The sequence below is a fragment of the Pseudooceanicola sp. NS-SX9 genome, from assembly GCF_057380705.1.
This window is the reverse complement of sequence record NZ_CM170818.1, coordinates 2,470,106-2,491,636: the sequence shown is the minus strand read 5'-3', so window position 1 is coordinate 2,491,636 and position 21,531 is coordinate 2,470,106. Positions and strand designations below refer to the sequence as shown.

Genomic DNA, 21,531 nt, shown 5'->3' with positions numbered 1-21,531 from the left:
GGTCACGATTGCCAGGGAGGAGGAGAGGCAACCGATCTGGGGTCCGATCCGGGGTTGGCAGGGAGGAGGAGAGCCTTGCCCGGTTCGGTCATGTTCGCCCAGGGAGGAGGAGAGGACGATACATTTCTGGAAGCCTGCGCTTCGGGTGTTCAGGTGCGGCGACACCAGGGAGGAGGAGAGGTGTCGCCGCGGGTCTCAGCGGTCCAGGGAGGAGGAGAGGACCGCCAAAACCGGATCTGTCTTCAGGCCGCCAGGCCGTAGGCTTCCTGGCGGGCCAGGGTCGAAATCATCGTGCGGCTGATGCCCAGATCGGCCAGCTCGCGGTTGTCGAGGCTTTCCAGCTCTTCCACGCAGCGGCGGTAGGCCAGGTGACGGGCATAGCGGGCGCCCAGGCCTTCCAGCAGGCGGGAGAAGACGTTGCCTTGGATATGTGCAGTGCGGGTATCGGATGCCATTGCCATCGTTCTGTCCCTTCGTCGCGTCTAAACTCGGTGGTGGCGGCGGCGCTTCGTCTTGGCCGTCGCTGTTGAGGCTCAACTTAAAGATTTGCTGCGAGTGCACAACGGACGGTTCCTCAACGCCGCTATGCAGAAAGTGCATACGAGCTGTTGACCCATAGTTAACAAGGGGATGTGTCTTTTGCCGCGTCGCAGCAATTTCCTGACCCGGCGTCCGCGATGCGTCCGGCCGGGGGCTGTGCCCCTTGCTGTCACCGGCAAAATGCGCACCTATGCGCCAGCACTGAAGGAGACAGACGTGGCCGTCACCCGTGAAGACGTACTATCGGAACTCAAGCGTATCGCCCTGCCGACGGGGGGGGACCTGGTCTCGGCCGACATGGTGCGGGCGCTCTCGGTCGAGGGAGGGGCGGTGCGCTTCGTGATCGAGGCCCCGGATGCCGCCACCGCCCGCCGGATGGAGAACATCCGCACCGCCGCCGAAGGCCTGGTGCGTGAGATCCCCGGGGTCGAGCGCGTCAGCGCCGTGCTGACCGCCCACGAGGCCGCCCCCGCCGTGCGGGCGCCTGCGCCCAGCCTGAAGATCGGCGGCCACCCCACGGGCGGGAATGCACCGCTGAAACCTGCCTCGGTCAAGCGGATCCTGGCGATTGGTTCGGGAAAGGGGGGCGTGGGCAAGTCCACAGTGTCCTCGAACCTGGCGGTGGCGCTGGCGAAGCAGGGCAAGAAGGTCGGGCTGCTGGATGCCGATGTCTATGGCCCCTCGCAGCCGCGGATGATGGGGGTGAACCGCCGTCCGGCCTCGGCCGACGGGCAGACGATCGAACCGCTGCACGCCCATGGCGTGACGCTGATGTCGATCGGGCTGATGGTGGACGAGGACAAGGCCGTGGTCTGGCGCGGGCCGATGCTGATGGGGGCGCTGCAGCAGCTGCTGACCCAGGTGCATTGGGGAGAGCTGGACGTGCTGCTGGTCGACCTGCCGCCGGGGACCGGCGACGTGCAGCTGACGCTGTGCCAGCGGGCCGCGCCCTCGGGGGCGATCATCGTGTCGACGCCGCAGGACGTGGCGCTGCTGGATGCGCGCAAGGCCATCGACATGTTCAACACGCTGAAGACCCCGGTGCTGGGCCTGATCGAGAACATGTCGACCTTCATCTGTCCGCATTGCGGCGAGGCTTCGCATCCCTTTGGTCATGGCGGGGTGGCCCGCGAGGCCGAAAAGCTGGGGGTGCCGCTGCTGGGCACGCTGCCGCTGGACCTGGAGACCCGGCTGGCGGGCGATGCCGGCACCCCGGTCGCTCTGGGTGAGGGGCCTCAGGCCCAGGCCTTCGCGCAGCTGGCTCGCGGCCTGATCGAAAGTGGCATGGTCTGATCCCGATCGGCCGATGGGCCGGCATGGGATGGGATGGCATGGGACGCGGGCCTGAGGCGCGCGTCCCGTGCTTTTTGGCACACGGTCCGGCAAAAGGTCCGGCGCTGCCGCCACGGAAGCGCCGCAGATTCCCGGGAATTCGAATCACTTTGCGAAGAAGTATTCCGGCCGACGTCAATATGACGTAAGGTCAATTTTAGTCATTTATTAGGGAATTTGTGTCTTTTGGGTCCCGCTTTCCAGCCGGTCAACGAGCTGTGGGACGGGGTGGGGAGCCCCCTGAAATCTCATGCGAGACAAGGGTGTAAGCACCACATCTTGGCGGATGCAGGATGTATGGCACTAAATTGAGAGGGTTGGGAGGGGGACTCTGGGGCGGTGGCCCGGGAATCGCTGCTGCAGAATCGGGGCATCTTGGACGGGGTTCCGCCTGTGTACAAGGCGGGCCCAGGAATTCCCACAGAAACCATTTGCCAACCATGAAATCCCATGGCATTCATGAACCCACAGATGAGGCGGGCAAGAGGATACGGGACGCCAAAAGATCCCGGGCTCTACGCAAAACACAGGCAGTGATCATACAGGCACTCGCTTTCATCTGACCAAGAGATCCGGCGCGCGGGGCAAGCAGACATCCCCCCAGGTGGCCGCGCGAAGCTGGACACCCCGGAAACGGGACGAGGGCGGCGGATAGGGCAGTGGCAGCAGCACCTATCCGCCGTTTTCCGTTTCTGAGGGCCGTTTTATCGGTAATTTGTGTAAACTCGGGGGTCGGGGAGCCGGTGCAACCTTGCGGGCAAAGAGGTTCAGAGGCGAGGAGGAGCTCAAGGTAGACTCCAAGGCGCGGGTTTCGATCCCGGCCAAGTTCCGCGCCGTTCTCGAACAAAATGACCCCGACTGGGAAAAGGGCGAAAGCGTGGTGATGGTGGCCGTGTTCGGCGATCACCTGCGCGATCACGTCGAATGCTACACCGTCGCGGCCATGGCCGAGATCGAGGACATGATCGACGAGATGCCCCAGGGCGATGCCGAGACCGAGGCCCTGATCGACTGCTTCCTGACGCAATCCATGGAATTCTCGATCGACGACACGGGCCGCATCGTGCTGCCCGCCCGCCTGCGCGCCAAGATCGGCATCGAGGCGGGGGACGCGATCAGCTTTGTCGGCCGCGGCAAGACCTTCGAGATCTGGAACCCCGACACCTTCCTTGCAGCCCGCAGCGCCAAGCGCGAGGTCTGGCAGGAAGAGAAGGGGCTTGACCTTCGCACCTTCAACCCTCAGTCGATCTTCGACAAGTACAGAAAGCCCGCCAGCCGCGCCGCGGCGGAAGAGGAGAACTGAGACATGGTCTCCGATACCGCAGAGCGGCCGCACGTTCCCGTGCTGCTGCGCCCCATCCTGCAGAACGTGGCCCCCGTGACGGGCACCTGGATCGACGGCACCTTCGGGGCGGGCGGCTATAGCCGCGGCCTGCTGGAGGCGGGCGCTGCGCGCGTCGTGGGCATCGACCAGGATCCGCTGGCGCTGGAGATGGCGCAGGCCTGGTCCGGCCAGTACGGCGACAGGCTGCAGGTGGTGCAGGACAACTTTGCCAATCTGGACCAGGTGGCGCAGGATCACTGCCCCGAGGGGCTGGATGGCGTGGTGCTGGATCTGGGCGTGTCCTCGATGCAGCTGGATCTGGCGGAACGCGGCTTTTCCTTCCTGCGCGACGGCCCCCTCGACATGCGGATGAGCCAGTCGGGCCCCTCGGCCGCCGATCTGGTCAACACGATGGACGAAGGCCCGCTGGCCGACATCCTGTATCTTTACGGCGAGGAGCGCGCCTCGCGCCGGATCGCCAAGGCGATTGCCCGCGAACGCGCGGTGGAGCCGATCACCACCACCCTGCGCCTGGCGAAGATCATCGAGGGCTGCCTGCCGCGCGCGAAACCGGGGCAAAGCCACCCGGCGACCCGCAGCTTCCAGGCGCTGCGCATCGCGGTCAACGATGAATACGGCGCGCTGGCCGAGGGGCTGATGGCCGCGGAACGGGCGCTGAAGCCCGGCGGCATCCTGGCCGTCGTCAGCTTCCATTCCATCGAGGACCGGATGGTCAAGCGCTTCTTCCAGCTGCGCACCGGCGGCACCGGCAATGCCAACCGCTACGCGCCCCAGACCGCCGAAGAGGTCCCCGCCTTCACTCAGAAGACCCGCAAGGGCATCGGCCCGGATGACGAGGAGCTGCAGGACAACCCGCGCTCGCGTTCGGCCCGGCTGCGCATCGGCTACCGCACCGACGCCCCCGCGGAAGACATCGACCGTGCCGCCCTGGGCATGCCGGGGGCCAGCGACAGGAAGGGACGCCGGGGATGAGGACGCTTCTGTATCTGCTCAGTGCCATGGCCGTCATCGGCCTTGCCTTCTGGGCCTATCAGGAGAACTATCAGACCAAGGCCGCGGTCGAGGTCCAGGACCACCTGGAAAGCCAGATCGCCGATGCCCGCGCCACGCTGGCGATGATGAAGGCCGAATGGGCCTATCAGAACCGCCCCGACCGGCTGCGTGCGCTGGCCGAGATGAACTTCTCGTCGCTGCAGTTGCAGCCCATCGACCCCTCGCAGTTCGGCTCGGTCGCGCAGGTGCCCTACCCAAAGCCCCCGGCGGCGGCCCCGGCGACGCAGCAGACGGTCGAAATGTCGTCCCTGCTGCCAAGTGACATCAAGAAGTGAGGAGACCCGGCGCATGACCCGTACGCCGCTGCGCCCGCTCGCCGCCATCCTCGATGCCCGCGCCAAGGGCGAAAACCCCGACGTGATCGAGCGCGAAAACCTGCGCCAGCGCCACGAACAGATGCGCGACCGGGGGCGCCAGCGCGCCGAGGGGCGCCTGCTGATCCTGGGCCTGGCCTTCCTGTGCGCCTTCGGGGCCGTGGGCTTTCGCATGGGGGCGATGGCCAGCTCTGCCCCGGAAGAGCCGCGGATTTCCGGCGGCACCAGCGGCATGGTGGCCAGTCGCGGCGATATCGTCGACCGCAATGGCCGGATCCTGGCCACCAACATGGAAACCTATTCGCTTTACGCGCATCCCCAGCAGATGGTGCATCCGCTGAAGACCGCCCGGGCCCTGGCCAAGATCTTTCCGGACCTGAAAGAGGCCCGGATGATCAAGGACTTCACCGGCACGCGCAAATTCGTCTGGCTGCGTCGCACCATGTCGCCCGAACAGCGTCAGGCGGTGCATGACATCGGCGAACCGGGGCTGCTGTTCGGCCCGCGCGAGATGCGCCTTTACCCCAACGGCACCGTTGCCTCGCATATCCTGGGCGGCACCAAGTTCGAGAAGGAAGATGTCGACTGGGCCGAGATCACCGGCTCGGCCGGGATCGAGCACCGCTTTGACGCCCAGCTGAACGACCCGGCCAACAACGGCCGCCCCCTGCAGCTGTCGATCGACCTGACGGTGCAGGCCGCGCTGGAGCAGGTCCTGTCGGGCGGCATGAAGATGATGAACGCCAAGGGCGCGGCCGCGGTGCTGATGAAGGTCAAGACCGGCGAGATCATCGCCATGGCCTCGCTGCCAGATTACGATCCGAACGACCCGCCGCCGCCGCCCACCGAAGGCACGCCCGACGACAGCCCGCTGTTCGACCGCGCGGTGCAGGGCCTGTACGAGCTGGGCTCGGTCTTCAAGCTGTTCACCGTGGCGCAGGCCATCGACCTCGGGCTGGTCAAGCCCAGCACGGTCATCGACATCACCGGCCCGATCCGCTGGGGCCGCTTCCGCATCGGCGACGACCACTACCTGGGCAAGTCGGCCAATGTCGAAACGATCTTTACCGAAAGCTCGAACATCGGGGCGGCGCGCATCGCGCAGATGATCGGCGCACAGCGCCAGGAGGCCTTCCTGAAGAAGCTGGGGCTGATGGATCCCTCGCCGATCGAACTGTCGGAGGCCGAGGTCACCAAGCCCTCGCACCAGACCAACTGGTCGGACCTGACGACGATGACGGTGTCCTACGGCCACGGCATCACAGTGTCGCCGGTGATGCTGGCCACTGCCTATGCCACCATCGCCAACGACGGCCGCCTGGTCACGCCGACGCTGCTGCGTCACCCGACGCCAAGCGCCGGCGAGCAGGTCATCAGCAAGCAGACCGCAGAAACCATGCACGAACTGCTGCGCGACGTGGTGACCGAAGGCACCGCCTCGTTCGGCAACGTGCCGGGCTACGAGGTCGGCGGCAAGACCGGCACCGCCAACAAGGTCAGGCCGACGGGCGGCTATTACCAGGACAAGACCATCGGCACATTTGCCTCGATGTTCCCGACCTCGGACCCGCAATACGTGCTGATCACCACCCTTGATGAGCCCGAGACCTCGATTGCGACGATCAACCATCCGCTGCGCACCGCGGGCTGGACGGCTGTTCCCGTGGCACGCGAGATCATCCGCCGCATCGGCCCGATGCTGGGACTGCGGCCGCGCGTTGAACCCACTCCGGTGGCTGCTATAACCCGATAGGGGCGGGGCCTTCGGGCCCGAGTCCCGAGAAGGGCAGAAAGGGGCCGTCTGGGTCCCGGAAAGGCAGCAGGTCATGGGCAGCGGCAAGGGATCGGGCAGGGAATCGGAGGGCGGCATTCCCGAATTCCGGCCTGTGCGCACGCTGGGCGAACTGGGCCTGACTGCCCGTGGCGGCCGCGAGGCCGAGGTCACGGGCCTGGCCGTCGACAGCCGAGAGGTCCGTCCGGGCTTTCTGTTCGCGGCGCTGCCGGGGACCAAGGTGCATGGTGCCGAATTCATCCGCTTTGCGCTGCAGATGGGGGCGGCGGCGGTGCTGACCGACCCCGCCGGCGCGCGGATTGCCGCCGATCAGCTGAAGGCCTCGGCCGTGTCGGTGATCGTCGCCGAGGACCCCCGCCAGACGCTGGCGGCCACCGCCGCACTGTGGTTCGGCGCCCAGCCCCGGGTGATGTGCGCGGTGACGGGGACCAATGGCAAGACCTCGGTCTCGACCTTCCTGCGGCAACTGTGGCAGGCGCTTGGCTACCGGGCCTGCAACCTTGGCACCACCGGGGTCGAGGGCGATTTCACCCATCCGCTGTCCCACACCACCCCCGAACCCATCACCCTGCACCGCCTGCTGGCTGCGGCTGCGGCCGAAGGCGTCACCCATTGCGCGATGGAGGCCTCGTCTCACGGGCTGGCGCAGCGGCGGTTGGATGGCGTGGTGCTGCAGGCGGCGGGCTTTACCAACCTGACCCAGGACCACCTGGACTACCACGCCTCCTTCAAGGAATATTTCGAGGCCAAGGCCGGCCTTTTCACCCGCGTGCTGCCGCCCGAGGGCCATGCGGTGATCAACATCGACGGCGCGCGCGGCGCCGACATGGCCGCCGAGGCCGAGGCGCGCGGCCTTGACGTGCTGACCGTCGGCATGCATCCCGATGCCGAGATGCGCCTGGTGGCCCGCCGCTTCGAACCCGAAAGCCAGGTCCTGCGCATCGCCTTCGCCGAGACCGAACATCAGGTCCGGCTGAACCTGATCGGCGGCTTCCAGGCGGAAAACGTGCTGGTGGCGGCGGGCCTTGCCATGATGTGCGGCGCCTCTCCGCAAGAGGTCTTCCCGCTGCTGCCGCGCCTTGTCGGGGTGCGGGGCCGGATGCAGCTGGCGGCGACGCGCGCCAACGGCGCCTCGGTCTTCGTGGATTACGCCCATACGCCCGATGCGGTCGCGACCGCGATCAAGGCGCTGCGCCCGCATGTCATGGGCCGGATCGTCGCCATCATCGGCGCGGGCGGCGACCGCGACCGCACCAAGCGGCCGCTGATGGGGCAGGCGGCGGCGGAAAATGCCGATCTGGTCTTCGTGACCGATGACAATCCCCGCTCCGAGGATCCGGGCAGCATCCGCCAGGCGGTGATGCTGGGCTGCCCCGAGGCCTTCGAGGTCCCCGACCGCGCCGAGGCGATCCTGCGCGCGGTCGACAGCCTTGGCCCGGGCGACGCGCTGCTGATCGCGGGCAAGGGGCATGAAACGGGCCAGATCGTCGGTGACACGATCTATCCTTTCGATGACGTGGAACAGGCCTCGGTCGCGGTGGCGGCCCTGGACGGGAGACTGGCATGAGCCTTTGGACGGCTGCGGAAGCGGCAGCGGCGACGGGCGGCGAAGCCCGCGGCGACTGGACGGTTCAGGGCGTGTCGATCGACACCCGGACATTGCGGAAGGGCGATCTGTTCGTGGCGCTGAAGGCGGCGCGCGATGCCCATGATTTCGTGGCGCAGGCACTGGCTGCGGGGGCCGGCGCGGCGCTGGTGTCGCGCATCCCCGAGGGGCTGGCCGCGGACGCGCCGCTGCTGATCGTGCCCGACGTGCTGGAGGGCCTTGAGGGGCTGGCCCGCGCCGCCCGCGCGCGCATGACCGGCAAGGTCGTGGCGGTGACCGGATCGGCGGGCAAGACCTCGACCAAGGAGATGCTGCGCGACGTGCTGGGCGACCAGCTGCGCACCCATTGCGCCGAAGCGTCCTACAACAACCACTGGGGCGTGCCGCTGACCCTGGCCCGGATGCCGCGCGACGCGCAGGCGGCCGTGATCGAAATCGGCATGAATCACCCCGGAGAGATCGCGCCGCTGGCCCGCCTGGCGCGGCCGGACGTGGCGCTGATCACCACCATCGCCCCCGCGCATCTTGAGGCCTTCGAATCCCTCGAAGGCATCGCGCGGGAAAAGGCCAGCATCTTCGAAGGGCTGGAAAAGGGCGGCGTGGCGATCATCAACGGCGATCTGCCGACCACCGGGCTGATGGTGCACAAGGCCCAGCAAGAAGGCGCCCGGGTGCTGACCTTCGGCGAAAGCGCGACCTGCCACCACCGCCTGACCGAGGTGCAGATCACCGGCGACTGCCTGATCTGCCATGCCCGCGCCTGGCGCACGCCGATCACCTACAAGGTTTCGGCGGCGGGGCGGCATTTCGCGCTGAACGCGCTGGCAGCGCTGGCGACGGCGCATGTGCTGGGCCTGGACCGGGCGCTGGCGCTGGCCTCGATCGGGCGCTGGAGCCCGCCTGCGGGCCGCGGCCTGCGGCAATGGCGGGTCCTTGATCCGCTGGACCGCGCGCTGTCGTTCGAACTGATCGACGATGCCTTCAACGCCAACCCGGCCTCGATGGCGGCGGCGCTTGATGTGCTGGCGGCGGCGGAACCGCGCGACAACCTGGGCCGTCACGCCCATGGCCGGCGCATCGCCATCCTGGGCGAGATGCTGGAACTGGGCAGCGGCGAAGAGGCGCTGCACCGCGACATCGCGGGTCTGCCGGCGCTGAAGGATGTGGATCTGGTGCATTGCGTGGGGCCCCGGATGCGCGTCCTTTACGAGGCGCTGCCCGATCACAAACGCGGGCGCTGCGTCGATCGGGTCGAGAAACTGGCGGAAGATCCCCTGCGGCTGGTCGATGCCGGCGATGTCGTGCTGATCAAGGGCTCGAAGGGCTCGCGCGTGTCGGTGCTGGTTGACGCGCTTCGGAAACTGAGCCATCCCGCCGAGGATTGAACAGTAGACCCGGGTTTCGCGGGTACGAGGAAGGATCCCTGAAATGTTGTATTGGCTGACCGCCCTCAGCGACGGCGGTGATGTCTTCAACCTATTCCGATACATCACGTTTCGCGCGGGCGGCGCTTTCCTGACGGCGCTGATCTTTGGCTTCCTGTTCGGTCGCCCGCTGATCAACGTGCTGCGCAAGACCCAAGGCAAGGGCCAGCCCATCCGCACCGACGGCCCCGAGGGGCATTTCGTCAAGGCGGGCACCCCCACCATGGGCGGGTTGCTGATCGTCGGCGCGCTGACCACGGCGACGCTTCTGTGGGCGCGGCTGGACAACGGGTTCGTCTGGCTGGTGCTGTTCGTCACGCTGTCCTTCGCCGCCATCGGCTTTGCCGATGACTGGGCCAAGGTGTCGAAGCAGAACACCAAGGGGGTCTCGGCCAGGATGCGGCTGCTGCTGGGGTTCGGCGTGGCGCTGATCGCCAGCCTCTGGGCCAGCTACCTGCACCCCGCAGAGCTGCGCTTTGACCTGGCGGTGCCGGTGTTCAAGAACCTGCTGATCCATCTCAGCGTCTTCTTCATCCCGTTTGCCATGTTCGTCATCGTGGGCTCGGCCAATGCGGTGAACCTGACGGATGGTCTGGACGGTCTGGCGATCGTGCCGGTGATGGTGGCCTCGGGGACGCTGGGCATCATTTCCTACATGGTGGGCAACCTGACCTTCACCGATTACCTGGGCCTGCATTACGTGCCGGGTACCGGCGAGATCATCATCTTTGTCGCAGGCCTCATTGGGGGGGGCCTGGGCTTTCTTTGGTACAACGCGCCGCCCGCGGCGGTGTTCATGGGCGACACCGGATCGCTGGCGCTTGGCGGCGCCCTGGGCGCCATCGCGGTCGCCACCAAGCACGAGGTCGTGCTGGCCATCGTCGGCGGCCTTTTCGTGGTCGAGGCCCTGTCGGTGATCATCCAGGTCGCCTATTTCAAGCGCACCGGCAAGCGCGTCTTCCTGATGGCGCCGATCCACCACCATTACGAGAAGAAGGGCTGGGCGGAACCGACCATCGTGATCCGCTTCTGGATCATCTCGCTGATCCTGGCGATGATCGGCCTGGCAACGCTGAAGCTGCGCTGAGCCGCCTTTTCGGGAGGTTTCAGAAGGGCGCGATCCGGGACAGGATCGCGCCCTTTTCCGTGCCCTCGATGGCGCCGGGGACGCGGCCTGCCTCGCCCGCAAGGCGGGTCGCGACGAAGGCATCGGCGACCTCGGGCGGGGCGTGGCGGATCAGCAGCGACCCCTGCAGCAGCAGCGTCAGCCATTCGGCGAACCAGCGCGCCTCGGCCTCGGGCGGGGGGGTGGGCCAGCGGCGGTGGTGCAGTGTCAGGGCGGTGTCATAACGCCGGTCGATGCCGGTGGCGGCGGCCAGCTCGGCCTCCAGCACCTGCTGGATGGCGGGATCACGGGCAAAGCTGCGCAGGATGTCGAGGCAGATCACATTGCCCGAGCCTTCCCAGATGCCGTTCAGCGGCGCCTCGCGATAGAGCATCGGCAGGGGGGTGTCCTCGACATAGCCCATGCCGCCCAGCACCTCCATCGCCTCGGCGATGACTGTGGGGGCGCGCTTGTTGGCCAGGTATTTCGCCAGCGCCACGCCGATGCGGGCAAAGGCGCGGTCGGCGTCGGTATTGGCATCGAAGCTGGCCGCGACCCGCAGCCCGAGCGCCAGCGCCGCCTCCCAGTCGAGCGCCAGATCCGCCAGCACCGCCTGCATCAGCGGCTGGTCGATCAGCCGGCGCTGGAAGGCGCTGCGGTGGACGCACCAGTGATGCGCCTCCAGCAGGGCCGCGCGCATCAGCCCGGCGGGCGCCATGGCGGTATCGAGGCGGGTGTGGTGCACCATCTTCAGGATCGCGCGCAGCCCCGCGCCTTCCTCTCCGATGCGGTGGGCAAGGGTGTCGCGGTACTCGATCTCGGCCGAGGCATTCGCGCGGTTGCCGAGCTTGTCCTTGAGGCGCTGGATCAGGATCGGATTGCGGCGGTCCTCCAGCCAGCGGGGCACGAGGAAGCAGGTCAGCCCCTCGGGGGCCTGGGCCAGCGTCAGGAAGCCGTCCGACATCGGCGCCGAGCAGAACCACTTGTGACCGGTCAGCCGGTAATGGTCGCCCTCGCGGGTGGCGAGGGTGGTGTTGGCGCGCACGTCGGATCCGCCCTGCTTTTCAGTCATCGCCATGCCGAGGGTCAGCGCGGATTTCGCCTGGAAGGGGGCGACCGAGGGATCATAGGCGCGGGCCTGGAGTTTCGGCAGCAGATGCGACAGGGCGCTGCCGCGCAGGGCAGGCGTGGCGGCATAGGTCATGGTCAGCGGGCAGCAGTGCCCGGGTTCCACCTGACTGGCGAGGTAGACCATGGCGGCATGGGTGACATGGCCGCCCGGGGCGCCGTCCCAGGGCAGGGCGGCATAGCCGGCCTCGGCGCCGAGGGTCATGAAGGCGTGCCAGGCGGGGGGGAAGCGGACCTCGTCCAGCCTCCGGCCGTGGCGGTCGAAGGTGTGCAGTTCGGGCGGGTGGCGGTTGGCGTCGCGCGCGGCCTGCGCCATGACGGCGGTGCCAAGGGCGCGGGCATAGGGGGCGAGGGCCTCGGCGCGGCCCAGGTGGCGGGCGATGGCCTGCTGCAGCGGCAGGTCGAGCGCCCAGAGGTCGCGGTCGCCGGGGCCGGGGGGCTGGTTGGTGACGTCGTGGGTGGCAAGGTGGGATTCGGGGTGCGTCATGGCAGGTCCTCCCTTGGGGGAAGGGTAGACGCTGGGGGCGGATCGGGGAAGGGGGCTCTGCCCCCATCGCGGCGGGGCCGCGATTCCCCCGGCATATTTGGCGAAAGATGAAGGGATCAGCGTCGGAACGGGTTCGACCAGGCGCGCTTGCCGGCGGCATCGATCAGGGTGACGCGCAGCCAGGGGGAATTGGCAAAGCGGCTGAGCGGCAGGGTGGCGCGGGTCAGGCTGTGGCCGTGATGGGCGATGGCGGCGGTGCCCTGGCCCTGCAGCAGCACCGAGGAGACGGCCGAGCAGGTGACCTCGAGATGGGTGTCGGTCAGGCGGATGTCGCGCAGTTCCGGGCCCTGGCTGCTGTAGAAGGCGCCGTCCTTGAGGGACTGCAGAAGGGCTTCGGGGGTGTTGGATTCCGATTTCACCATCACCCAGCCGCCGAAATGGTCGGGTTCGGAAAAATGCGCATCATCGGTGGCGATGTAGCTGAGCATGCGCCCTTCGGACAAAAGCAGGTCGCCTATGGCGGCGCCGTCGGGCCGGTCGCAGCCCATGGCGCAGCCGTGGTTGTAGATCTCGACCGCATGGGCGGCCTTGATGCTGCGGGCATCCGCCAGGGTCAGGCCGGACCATTGCGGATGGGCGATGGCCACGAAGGCCCCGGCAGCGCGGGCGCGGGCGGCGATTTCGGGGCCGGTTTCCTGATCGGGGACGGGCTGGAATGTCGGGGTATGCGAGGGGGCGAAATCGGGCGGCAGGCCGACGGCGAGGATGTGCCAGAGTTCGCCGTTGGACATGGCGCCGGAATGCAGCTCGGCACCGAGGAGGGTGGTGAAACCGTCCTGGCGGAAGGGTGTCGTGTCGGCAATCGGATAGCCGAAATGGCCGATGAAGTGATCGGTGAGGGCGAGGAAGTCATAGCCCTCGGCGCGGTAGCGGCGGCAGACCTCGGCGGGTTCGAGAACCCCGTCGGAGAGCGTCGAATGGGTGTGCAGGTTGCCGCGCCAGAAGCGGCCGGGGCGGGTGAAGGCGGGCAGGGACATCGGGGCCTCGGGGTGTTGCGTGGGCTTTCGGTAACGGGATGGGGTGACAGTTCCATGACGGGCTTGCCCTGCGCAAGGTCCGGGCCGACAAGGGGGGATGATGCGTGTGGATCCCTTGAACAAGGCGCTGTCGGAAGGGCAGTGGGCGGTGGCCGAGCGGCTGCTGAAGCGTCTGGCGCAGGCCGGACAGGGGGGCGCGGCCGTGCCTTACAACCTGGGCAAGGTGCTGATGGAGCAGGGCCGCTGGGCGCCGGCGCGGGTCTGGCTGCGCCGGGCGCTGCAGATCGAGGCGGGCCATGCCAATGCCTGGTTCGAGCTGGGCCGGGTCGAGCTGGAGCTGGGGGAGATCGCTGCGGCGCAGGCGGCCTTTGCCGAGGCGGTGCGGCGGGCGCCGGGGGATGCGGATGCGCGGCTGAACCTGGGGCGGCTGGCACTGCGGGCGGGGGACTGGGCGGTGGCGCTGGAGGCGCTGAGGCCACTTGCGGGGCGCGATGCAGAGGTCGACGGCCTGCTGTACCGTGCTGCCGCCGAACTGCGTCTGCCCGAGGCGAGGGCGATGGGCGAGGCGCTGTGGAACGGGACCCGGCCCGGCGACCGGGCCCATGCGATGAAGGCGCTGACGCGGGCCTCGAAGGGGCGGTTGCCGCTGGATATGTGATCCCGGCGGGGCCGGGATCACGCAGGGCAGTTACAGCAGGTCCAGCCCGCCGTCGACGTTCAGCACCTGACCGGTGACAAAGCCGTTGCGGATGAAGAAGAGGTAGGCATCGGCGACCTCTTCCAGCTGGGCGGTGCGGCCCAGGGGGATCTGCTGGGCGAAATGGGCGCGTGTGGCCTCCAGGTCCTGGTCAGACATGCCACGCCACAGCGGCGTCGGCGTCCAGGTGGGGGCAACGGCGTTGACGCGGGCCCTGGGGGCCAGTTCGACCGCGAGGCCGCGGACCAGAAGGCCGATGGCCTGGTTGCCGACGATGGCGCCCGAGGCATTGTCGGGGCGTCCGCCGGAGCCGGCGGTGAAGGTCAGCGAGCCGCCCTCGCGGACCAGGGGCGCCGCGGCGCGGGCCATGCGCAGGTTGTTGAAGAGCTTTTCCTGCACCGCTTTTTCGATCGTGTCGTAATCGGCGGTCAGAAAGCCGCCCCCCATGGCGCCACCCAGCATCGAGACCAGGTGGTCATAGGCGCCGATCCGTTCGAAGGCGGCATCGATGCTGTCGGCCTTCCAGGCATCGAAGATCAGCGTGTCGACGGTGGTGAGGGCCGAGAGGTCATCTGCGGCAGCCTGCAGGGTTTCGGGGGTGCGGCCGGTGATCAGCAGCTGGGCGCCGGCCCGGGCTGCGAGGCGGGCCACCTGCAGGCCAAAGCCCGAAGAGCCGCCGAGGATGACGACGCGCTTGCCGGAAAGGGAGGAGGCAACGGACATGGGGGACCTCAGAGGGATTTGGTGAAAGTGTCGACGGCGGCGGTGCAGACCGCTTCGTCGGTGGGGCCGGTGGCGCCGGAGACGCCGAGCGCGCCCAGGATCTGAGCGCCCGAGGTCACCGGCAGGCCGCCGCGCAGCGGCAGGATATGGGGGACCGACAGCATCGAGGTGGCGCCGCTGTCGGCAATTTCCTCGAAAAAGCGGGAGGGTTTTTCCAGCAGCGCGGCCGAGCGTGCCTTGCCGATCGAGACGTCGATCGACACGCGGGCACAGCCGTCCATGCGGCGGAAGCCGATCAGCTGGCCGGCGGGGTCGGTGACGGCAAAGCACAGGGCGAGGCCGCGGGTTTCGGCTTCGGCCTGGGCGGCATCCATCAGCGCGTTCGCCGCCGCGAGCGTCAGGGTGGCGGTGGTCTGTATCATCTGGCTCATGGCATCCTCTTTGTCTTCAGGCGGATGCGGAATGGCCACAGAAGCGCATCGTCCGGCATCCGGGGCCAGGCAATGCGTTGATTCACGTGAACGCTTACGCGGACCCTTGCGGGCCCGGGGGTGATATGGGGCAAGAGATACCCCGGTGGGCGGCAGGTGCAAGGGGGCGCCATTGTGCGGTGGCGCGGGGCGGCTGTGCAGGGGGGTGGTTTGGGAGGGGTCGGTTGGGGAGGCGGCGGTTGGGGGGCTCTGCCCCCATCGGCTGCGCCGATTCCCCCGAGGTATTTCGGAACAAGAAAATGGGATCAGTGGCGGTGGTGGCGGCGATAGGTTCCGGGGGTTTCGGCGAGGCTTTGCTGCAAGGTGCGGTTGGCCTGGGTCTGGGCCTGGGTCATGGTGGTGACGGTCAGCTCTGTCGGGCCGCGGGGCAGGGCGATGACCTGGGCCACCGGGGTGCCCGCGGGCAGGGTGCCGCTGAAGTCGGGGTCCTGCCAGAGCGCGGGAAAGTGAACATAGCCGTCCTGGAAGAGGTCGCAGTCGACGAGGCCTGAGAGGGTCCGGAAGGGCAGTTCTTCGCGGTTCAGGGGGTGGGTGAAGAGGAGCGAGGTGCCGGGGGGGCTCTGGAAGGTCCAGAAGTTCATGAACTTGAGGATGCTGTTGCGGGCCAGGGGCCAGGGGGTGCCGCGGGCCTGTTCGGGCAGGTGCAGGCCGACGGGCGCGCGCGGGATCAGCGTGTCGGGCAGCACCGGGGGATCCCAGTCCCAGCTGACATGGCCGTTCTCGAAGGTCAGGTCGCAGGCCAGTGGCACGAGCAGTCCCAGGGACAGCGCGTCGATGATGGGTGGGCAATGTTTCAGCGTGCGCACCGGGGCACCGGCGAGGGCATCGGCAGGGGTTTCGGAGGGCATCTCGCGCAGCCAGCCGGGCAGGGCGCGGGCGGCGGGAATGGGTTCGGGCAGCAGCGGCGCCAGGGCCGGGTGGCAGCGGGCGATGAGGGTCATTTGCGCTCGCGGTGCTGGAGGAAGGTATGGGCAAGGGCGGCGGCGATGGTGACCAGGATGATCATCGAGCCGACGGCGTTGATCACCGGGGGATGGCCGTTGGGGTTGCGGCCCATGGCGCCGATCTCGGTCGCCAGGGTGCAGGCGCCGCCCTTGGCGAACATGGTGGTGTTGTAGTTCTCCATCGAAGCCATGAAGGCGATCACCGCGGCCGAGATCAGCGCCGGCGCCAGATAGGGCAGGGTCAGGCGGCGAAAGACCCGCGCCGGCGTCGCGCCAAGGTCGAGTGCGGCCTCCTCCAGCTCGATCGGCTGGCGTTGCAGGCGGGCCATCAGGATCAGCATCGGGTAGCCGGCGATGAAGGTGGTCTGGGCCATGATGATGGTGAAAAGGCCCGCGCTGACGCCCAGCCGGCCCCAGAAGACCAGCGCCGACAGGCCCAGCACGACGCCCGGTGCCAGCATCGGCGACAGCAGCACCCACCACAGCACGCCGTTGGCGCGGGTCTGCCATCGGGTCAGCAGCACCGCGCCCGCCAGCCCCAGCAGCAGCGACAGTGGCACCACGATTACGGCGATCTGCAGCGAATTTCCGAAACAGCTGATAAAACGGTCCCGGTCGAGGCTGCGCAATACGCTGTCGGCCCGCAGCTGGTCCTCGGGCATCCAGAAGAACTGGTACCATTTCAGGGTCAGCCCGTGCCATTCGGTGACCGAAGGCGGCGAGGTGTCGTTGAACGAGCTGACGATCATCAGCAGCAGAGGTCCGAACATGAAGGCCAGAAAGGCCCAGGTATAGGCAGTCAGCAGGCGGTTCGACGTCACGTCCGGCCCCTTTCGTCACATTGGTTGCCGGGCGCCGGGGATGCGCAGCATCCCCCGGCCGCGTCCGAGCGGCCCGTCGGGCCCGAGGCCGCGGCCCGCCCCCTCATTGCACCCTCGCGAAATCTTTCAGCCGCGTCCGCATCAGGCGCATGAACAGCGCCACCAGCACGAAGCACAGCAGCGTATATCCAAAACTGTAGGCGGCGCCGATGTTGGAATTCTCGCTCTCGAAGAACTTGTTGTAGATCGTCTGGCTGAACCATTCCGCCTGCAGTCCGCGGCTGATGATCCGGGGGACGGAAAACGCCCCGGCGCTCAGCATGAAGGTGGCGATGCAGCCCACCGCGATGCCGGGCTTGGCATGGGGGATGATGACCCGCCAGTGGACCCGCCAGGGCCGGGCGCCCAGATCGCGGGCCGCCTCGACCTGGTTGCGGTCCAGCGTCGCCATGACGTTGTAGATCGGGAAGACCATGAACAGCACGTAGGTATAGACGATCACCACGAAGATCGTTCCGGGGAAGCGCTTGAAGGGGATCGGCGTCTCGATCAGACCGGCCCAGCCCAGGACCGAGTTGACCAGCCCGCGGGTGTCGATGATCGTCGTCCAGGCGTAGACGCGCATCAGCTCGACGATGGCATAGGGGATGATCAGCCCCAGGAACAGCCAGACCGCCTGCCGCGGCGCCGTCGCCAGGGCGACCTTGAAGGCGATGGGGTAGCACAGCACCAGCGCCAGGGCCGTGGCACAAAGGGCGAAGAAGATCGTGCGCACCAGCGTCACCAGCCCCAGCCGTTCGTAGACCTGACCGTCGCGTTCAAAACGCAGCCCGGTCAGATCCAGCAGCCGGTTGCCCGGGGCGCGGTCCTCGATCGCCTTCTGGCCCGGGGCCATCGGGATCAGCCGGGGCGCTGCGAGGGTCTCGAAATTCGCCAGCGTATAGGGAAAGGCACGGGCCTCGCGATCCTTCAGCCGCCCATAGAGATCCTGCGCCAGGCCATGGATCCGCTGCGCCGTGGCGACCTGTCCGGCCGGTGCGGTTCCGGCCACAGACAGCGCCGGCAGGCCCTCGGCCTCGTCCAGGTAGACGGCAGGTCCGCCGTCGTCGCGAACCAGGGGCCGGTGAGTGGTGCTGCGGGCGCATTGCAGGGGCAGCGCTGCGGCGGGGCGGGGGCCGGCGCCGATCTGCGGCACCGCCATGCCCCCGCCCACCTGCGGTATCGCCATGGCCGGGGCTCCGCCCGGGGCGGTCAGGGCCATGCCGCCGATCCGGGGCACGGCCATCCCGCCGCTTGCGGCGGCTCCCGGGGCCGCAGCCGGCACCTGCTGCAGCAAAACCGCGCAGGTCTGGGCATCGCGCGCCAGCTGCAGCGCCACCGAACTGTCCAGCTGCCGCTTCGGAGGCGTCACTGCGCGTTCCAGCATGGTCAGCTGCGGCAGCAGGATCAGCACCAGCCCCCAGGCCAGCGCCGCCGCGAAAAACAGCGCCGTCAGCCCCGCCCCATATCCCCTCAGCAGCCCCTTCATTGCGCCGCCAGTTCCTGGCCGGTGCGCGCCATCGGACCCACGGGCAGGATCACCGCGGCCTCCGGCGCAAAGCCCAGCTGGACCTCGGTGATGACCGGCCCGGCCGGACCCGCATTGGTCTGGTGCAGCACCATCTCCTGGCCGGTCTCCAGCCGGAAGCTGTAGGTGACGAAGGCGCCCTCCAGGTCGCGCCGCAGCAGCCGGGCGCGAAAGCTGTTGACCTGGGGACCAAATCCCATCTGCTCGGGGCGCACGAACAAGATCGCCGCCGCGTCCGCCTGCAGCCCCCGTGGATTGCGCGCCAGCAGCACCCCGGCGCCGGTCTCGATGCGCGCCAGGGCCCCTTCGGTCTGGCTCACCCGGCCGGGCAGGGCATTCACCTCGCCCACGAAACTGGCCACGAAGGCGGATGCGGGATCCGAATAGATCTCGTCGCCGCTGCCCACCTGTTCCACCACCCCGGCGTTCATCACCGCGATCCGGTCCGACATGGTCAGCGCCTCGCCCTGGTCATGGGTGATGTAGATGAAGGTCACGCCGGTCTTCTGCTGGATCGCCCGCAGCTCGGCCCGCATGTGCTGGCGCAGCTTTAGATCCAGCGCCGAAAGCGGTTCGTCCAGCAGCAGCACGGCAGGCTCCACCGCCAGCGCCCGGGCGATCGCCACCCGCTGACGCTGCCCGCCCGACAGCTCCGAGGGCAGCTTGCCCCCCTGGTCGCCAAGCGCCACCAGCGCCAGCAGTTCCTCGGCCCGCGCCCGGCGCTTGCGCTTCGACCAGCCGCGCGCCTCCAGCCCGAAGGCCACGTTTTCCCAGACCGGCATCAGCGGGAACAGCGCCAGGTTCTGAAAGATCAGCGCCGTGGGCCGCCCGTTGGGCCCGATGCCGCGCTGGTCCGCCCCCCCGATCAGCACCCGCCCGGCGGTGGGCTCCACAAAGCCCGAAACGGTGCGCAGGATCGTCGTCTTGCCACAGCCCGAGGGCCCAAGGATCGAAAAGAACTCGCCCGCGCGGATCTCCAGGTCGGTGGGCTGCACGGCGGTGAATCCGTTGGGATAGGTCACCCCCATCCCCTCCAGCCGCACATCCTGCCCACGCATCTCCAGCTTGCTCATGCTCCCCGCCCGCAGGGCTCCGCCTGCTTTCATCTTTCCAAAAATATGCAAACGCGACGCTGCCACCGGCGCCACGCCGGGGAAGGGGCCGGCCATCGCCGCCGGCCCCACCCGTGATCCCGCGCAAGCTCAGGCGTTGGTGATGATCTCGACCATCTCGTTGACCACCGGCGCGTAGAAGGGCGTGTCGGACTGCCACCACCACATGTTGTTCAGCACATCGGGGCGATAGACCTCGTTGAACTGCTTCTTGAACTCGTCGCTGGCGAAATCCGCCGCCCCCGTCACGGCCGAGTTGTAGCCGGTGTTGTTGGCGAACATGCCGCCCACTTCGGGCTTCAGCATGAAGTTGATGAAGGCCACGCCCTGTTCGACATTCTCGGCGCCGCGCAGCATCCCGAAACTGTCCATCCAGGTGATGATGCCCTCTTTCGGCGCCCGGTAGACGTAATCGGCGCTCTCGCGGTTCAGCAGCAGCCCGGTGGTGTCCCAGGTCTGGCCGATGACGCAGCCCGCATCCTTGAAGGCCGCCGTCGCCTCGGTGGCGTTGTTCCAGAAGGCGCCGAAATGCTGCTTGCGGGCGACCATCCACTTGACCACCTCGCCGAAGATGCGCCGGGCGTCCTCTTCGGACTTGTAGACATCGTACATCCGGTTCGAGGGCACCTCGCCGGTGGCATCCAGATAAAGCCCCACCCCGATCAGCGCCGATTTCTGCCGGAAGGCGGCCTTGCCGGTGGTCGCCTCGCCGAACATGTCGCCATAGGACAGATCCGCATCGGCGATCGGCAGGGTGGCGCGGTTCAGCGTCAGCCCCTCGGTGCCCCAGTCGAAGGGCAGCGCGACCTGCTTGCCCGCCTGCACCCCGCCAAGCGCGCCGCTGTCGCGCAGGAAGCTGGGGATGATGGCATCGACATTCACTTCCTTCGGCACTTCCATGAAGAAATGCTCGCCCGCATCGTCGAAATAGCCCGCGACATTGGTGATCGAGGGGAAGATCACGTCAAATCCCTTGCCGCCATTGGCGCGCACGGTCGATTCCGCCTCGTCATTCGAGCCGAAGGTCGTCAGCTCCAGCTTGATGCCGGTGTCGGCTTCGAATTTCTCGGCGATGTTGGGCTGGATGTAGTCCTGCCAGGCAAAGACCTTGACGCTGCCAGACGAGGCAAGCGCGTCCGAGGCCTTCAGCACCATCGGTGCGGCGACGGCTCCGGCGGTGAATTTCAGGGCGGTACGGCGGGTGAAAGTCATGGTGGTCTCCCCTTTGGTCATGTGTCGGGCCCGGTACGGTCCGGGAAACCGGGCCGCAACGCCTTAGCCGCGCAATGACTCTGTGTGTTGACGAACGTGTGACAGGGCCATGAAAGGCGGAAGTTGATTAACCGATCAATGAAAAATTTCGCCCCAGGGTCGTTTGCGATCCCTTGCCGGTCCCGCCCGTGGCGAAGGGATAACGGAAAAAATCTGTTGCAAAACCGCAGGGCAGGGCGTGACATTTGGGCAGGGCGTAGGAAAAGGGCGGTTTTTCCACGGTCTGCGGGCTGCCTGAATTCAGGGCAGGGCCGGTTCGGACCGGCATGCGCCCTTTAATTGACCGTTTTAGTCGGATTGACATTCCCGACAGCTTAAGTCAACTATTAGCCATCCAGCCACTTCGCGCCAGGCGCGGGGAAGCCCGATTCCAAGAGCAAGCGGATTTGCCGACGAAACGCGCATCCCCCCTGTACCCGCCTTTCCCGGAAGGCAGGTCTCCGGTGCAGGCTGCGTGTCCAGGCGGTGCCTCCGAAGGGCAACCCCGGGCCTGAAGCAGCAACCGGAACGGCTGGAAGAGAAGGAATAGACATGATGATGCCTGAGAAGATCGACCGGGAAAGCGCGATTCCCGCAGTGCCGCAACACAATGCCGTTGAGCTGACGGAAGGCGGTCCCACCGCGCATATCGTGCTCAACGATCAGATCTACACGCTGCGGATTACCCGCGCGGGTAAGCTCATCCTGACCAAGTAGGCACGCGGTACCTGCCCCCGGCTTCCGCCCGGGAGGCCGGCCGGG

The 21,531-nt window shown here is 67.6% G+C and carries 20 protein-coding genes; 10 read left to right on the top strand and 10 right to left on the bottom strand.

The genetic code is table 11. The features are described 5' to 3' along the window. Window positions 1–242 precede the first annotated feature (242 nt). Window positions 243–455 (bottom strand): DUF1127 domain-containing protein, encoded by a 213-nt coding sequence (locus tag AC2ITM_RS11815; protein WP_486466846.1) that lies wholly within the window; start codon window positions 453–455, stop codon window positions 243–245. Between the two features lie 301 nt (window positions 456–756). Between AC2ITM_RS11815 and AC2ITM_RS11810 the strand changes: the two genes are divergently transcribed. The 8 genes from AC2ITM_RS11810 to mraY all read left to right on the top strand — a co-directional run bounded on the left by AC2ITM_RS11810 (window position 757) and on the right by mraY (window position 10,493). Continuing rightward, window positions 757–1,833, top strand: a complete 1,077-nt coding sequence (locus AC2ITM_RS11810; RefSeq protein ID WP_486466845.1) for an Mrp/NBP35 family ATP-binding protein — start codon at window positions 757–759, stop codon at window positions 1,831–1,833. Window positions 1,834–2,623: 790 nt separating this feature from the next. Further along, complete coding sequence (locus AC2ITM_RS11805; RefSeq protein ID WP_486466844.1) at window positions 2,624–3,175, top strand: division/cell wall cluster transcriptional repressor MraZ; 552 nt, start codon at window positions 2,624–2,626, stop codon at window positions 3,173–3,175. A gap of 3 nt (window positions 3,176–3,178) precedes the next feature. Beyond that, window positions 3,179–4,189 carry a 16S rRNA (cytosine(1402)-N(4))-methyltransferase RsmH gene (rsmH, locus tag AC2ITM_RS11800; RefSeq protein WP_486466843.1) on the top strand — a complete coding sequence of 337 codons (1,011 nt, stop codon included), beginning with the start codon at window positions 3,179–3,181 and terminating at the stop codon, window positions 4,187–4,189. After that, complete coding sequence (gene ftsL / locus AC2ITM_RS11795; RefSeq protein ID WP_486466842.1) at window positions 4,186–4,545, top strand: cell division protein FtsL; 360 nt, start codon at window positions 4,186–4,188, stop codon at window positions 4,543–4,545. Before rsmH ends, ftsL begins: the two co-directional genes overlap by 4 nt. A gap of 13 nt (window positions 4,546–4,558) precedes the next feature. Next, window positions 4,559–6,337, top strand: a complete 1,779-nt coding sequence (locus AC2ITM_RS11790) for a peptidoglycan D,D-transpeptidase FtsI family protein (protein WP_486466841.1) — start codon at window positions 4,559–4,561, stop codon at window positions 6,335–6,337. 73 nt (window positions 6,338–6,410) lie between these two features. After that, entirely contained in the window at window positions 6,411–7,943 is a 1,533-nt protein-coding gene (locus AC2ITM_RS11785; RefSeq protein WP_486466840.1) for a UDP-N-acetylmuramoyl-L-alanyl-D-glutamate--2,6-diaminopimelate ligase, read from the top strand. After that, window positions 7,940–9,367 carry a UDP-N-acetylmuramoyl-tripeptide--D-alanyl-D-alanine ligase gene (locus AC2ITM_RS11780; RefSeq protein WP_486466839.1) on the top strand — a complete coding sequence of 476 codons (1,428 nt, stop codon included), beginning with the start codon at window positions 7,940–7,942 and terminating at the stop codon, window positions 9,365–9,367. The genes AC2ITM_RS11785 and AC2ITM_RS11780 overlap by 4 nt, the downstream gene beginning before the upstream one ends. A 43-nt stretch (window positions 9,368–9,410) precedes the next feature. Next, entirely contained in the window at window positions 9,411–10,493 is a 1,083-nt protein-coding gene (mraY, locus tag AC2ITM_RS11775) for a phospho-N-acetylmuramoyl-pentapeptide-transferase (RefSeq protein WP_486466838.1), read from the top strand. Between the two features lie 19 nt (window positions 10,494–10,512). Here mraY and AC2ITM_RS11770 read toward each other — a convergent pair whose 3' ends face one another. Continuing rightward, window positions 10,513–12,126 (bottom strand): acyl-CoA dehydrogenase family protein, encoded by a 1,614-nt coding sequence (locus tag AC2ITM_RS11770; protein ID WP_486466837.1) that lies wholly within the window; start codon window positions 12,124–12,126, stop codon window positions 10,513–10,515. A 116-nt stretch (window positions 12,127–12,242) separates the two neighbouring features. Then, window positions 12,243–13,163 carry a PHP domain-containing protein gene (locus tag AC2ITM_RS11765; protein WP_486466836.1) on the bottom strand — a complete coding sequence of 307 codons (921 nt, stop codon included), beginning with the start codon at window positions 13,161–13,163 and terminating at the stop codon, window positions 12,243–12,245. Between the two features lie 100 nt (window positions 13,164–13,263). On the opposite strand from AC2ITM_RS11765, the gene AC2ITM_RS11760 reads away from it, so the two are divergent. Then, entirely contained in the window at window positions 13,264–13,821 is a 558-nt protein-coding gene (locus AC2ITM_RS11760; protein ID WP_486466835.1) for a tetratricopeptide repeat protein, read from the top strand. Window positions 13,822–13,851: 30 nt separating this feature from the next. On the opposite strand, the gene AC2ITM_RS11755 is transcribed toward AC2ITM_RS11760, so the two are convergent. From AC2ITM_RS11755 to AC2ITM_RS11725, 7 genes are all read right to left on the bottom strand, one after another. After that, a complete protein-coding gene (locus AC2ITM_RS11755; protein WP_486466834.1) occupies window positions 13,852–14,583 on the bottom strand; it encodes an SDR family oxidoreductase in 732 nt (243 codons plus the stop codon). 8 nt (window positions 14,584–14,591) lie between these two features. Continuing rightward, a complete protein-coding gene (locus tag AC2ITM_RS11750; protein WP_486466833.1) occupies window positions 14,592–15,014 on the bottom strand; it encodes a GlcG/HbpS family heme-binding protein in 423 nt (140 codons plus the stop codon). 305 nt (window positions 15,015–15,319) lie between these two features. Continuing rightward, window positions 15,320–16,015, bottom strand: a complete 696-nt coding sequence (locus tag AC2ITM_RS11745; RefSeq protein ID WP_486466832.1) for a hypothetical protein — start codon at window positions 16,013–16,015, stop codon at window positions 15,320–15,322. Next, window positions 16,012–16,839, bottom strand: a complete 828-nt coding sequence (locus tag AC2ITM_RS11740; RefSeq protein WP_486466831.1) for an ABC transporter permease — start codon at window positions 16,837–16,839, stop codon at window positions 16,012–16,014. The genes AC2ITM_RS11745 and AC2ITM_RS11740 overlap by 4 nt, the downstream gene beginning before the upstream one ends. A 103-nt stretch (window positions 16,840–16,942) precedes the next feature. Then, window positions 16,943–18,367 (bottom strand): ABC transporter permease, encoded by a 1,425-nt coding sequence (locus tag AC2ITM_RS11735; protein ID WP_486466830.1) that lies wholly within the window; start codon window positions 18,365–18,367, stop codon window positions 16,943–16,945. Beyond that, window positions 18,364–19,479: an ABC transporter ATP-binding protein gene (locus AC2ITM_RS11730; protein WP_486466829.1), complete on the bottom strand. Its 1,116-nt coding sequence runs from the start codon at window positions 19,477–19,479 to the stop codon at window positions 18,364–18,366. Before AC2ITM_RS11730 ends, AC2ITM_RS11735 begins: the two co-directional genes overlap by 4 nt. A 129-nt stretch (window positions 19,480–19,608) precedes the next feature. Next, on the bottom strand, window positions 19,609–20,730 hold the full coding sequence (locus AC2ITM_RS11725) for an extracellular solute-binding protein (RefSeq protein WP_486466828.1): 1,122 nt from the start codon (window positions 20,728–20,730) through the stop codon (window positions 19,609–19,611). A 594-nt stretch (window positions 20,731–21,324) separates the two neighbouring features. Here AC2ITM_RS11725 and hemP point away from each other — a divergent pair. Continuing rightward, on the top strand, window positions 21,325–21,486 hold the full coding sequence (gene hemP, locus AC2ITM_RS11720; RefSeq protein ID WP_486469426.1) for a hemin uptake protein HemP: 162 nt from the start codon (window positions 21,325–21,327) through the stop codon (window positions 21,484–21,486). Window positions 21,487–21,531 lie beyond the last annotated feature (45 nt).

Excerpts from the sequence above, each read along its gene's own strand:
- rsmH (WP_486466843.1), top strand. The coding sequence starts at position 3,179 with ATGGTCTCCGATACCGCAGAGCGGCCGCACGTTCCCGTGCTGCTGCGC.
- mraY (WP_486466838.1), top strand. The coding sequence starts at position 9,411 with ATGTTGTATTGGCTGACCGCCCTCAGCGACGGCGGTGATGTCTTCAAC.
- AC2ITM_RS11815 (WP_486466846.1), bottom strand. The coding sequence starts at position 455 with ATGGCATCCGATACCCGCACTGCACATATCCAAGGCAACGTCTTCTCC.
- AC2ITM_RS11730 (WP_486466829.1), bottom strand. The coding sequence starts at position 19,479 with ATGAGCAAGCTGGAGATGCGTGGGCAGGATGTGCGGCTGGAGGGGATG.
- ftsL (WP_486466842.1), top strand. The coding sequence starts at position 4,186 with ATGAGGACGCTTCTGTATCTGCTCAGTGCCATGGCCGTCATCGGCCTT.
- AC2ITM_RS11765 (WP_486466836.1), bottom strand. The coding sequence starts at position 13,163 with ATGTCCCTGCCCGCCTTCACCCGCCCCGGCCGCTTCTGGCGCGGCAAC.
- AC2ITM_RS11755 (WP_486466834.1), bottom strand. The coding sequence starts at position 14,583 with ATGTCCGTTGCCTCCTCCCTTTCCGGCAAGCGCGTCGTCATCCTCGGC.
- AC2ITM_RS11790 (WP_486466841.1), top strand. The coding sequence starts at position 4,559 with ATGACCCGTACGCCGCTGCGCCCGCTCGCCGCCATCCTCGATGCCCGC.
- AC2ITM_RS11735 (WP_486466830.1), bottom strand. The coding sequence starts at position 18,367 with ATGAAGGGGCTGCTGAGGGGATATGGGGCGGGGCTGACGGCGCTGTTT.
- AC2ITM_RS11745 (WP_486466832.1), bottom strand. The coding sequence starts at position 16,015 with ATGACCCTCATCGCCCGCTGCCACCCGGCCCTGGCGCCGCTGCTGCCC.
- AC2ITM_RS11770 (WP_486466837.1), bottom strand. The coding sequence starts at position 12,126 with ATGACGCACCCCGAATCCCACCTTGCCACCCACGACGTCACCAACCAG.
- AC2ITM_RS11750 (WP_486466833.1), bottom strand. The coding sequence starts at position 15,014 with ATGAGCCAGATGATACAGACCACCGCCACCCTGACGCTCGCGGCGGCG.
- AC2ITM_RS11725 (WP_486466828.1), bottom strand. The coding sequence starts at position 20,730 with ATGACTTTCACCCGCCGTACCGCCCTGAAATTCACCGCCGGAGCCGTC.
- AC2ITM_RS11785 (WP_486466840.1), top strand. The coding sequence starts at position 6,411 with ATGGGCAGCGGCAAGGGATCGGGCAGGGAATCGGAGGGCGGCATTCCC.
- hemP (WP_486469426.1), top strand. The coding sequence starts at position 21,325 with ATGATGCCTGAGAAGATCGACCGGGAAAGCGCGATTCCCGCAGTGCCG.
- AC2ITM_RS11780 (WP_486466839.1), top strand. The coding sequence starts at position 7,940 with ATGAGCCTTTGGACGGCTGCGGAAGCGGCAGCGGCGACGGGCGGCGAA.
- AC2ITM_RS11760 (WP_486466835.1), top strand. The coding sequence starts at position 13,264 with ATGCGTGTGGATCCCTTGAACAAGGCGCTGTCGGAAGGGCAGTGGGCG.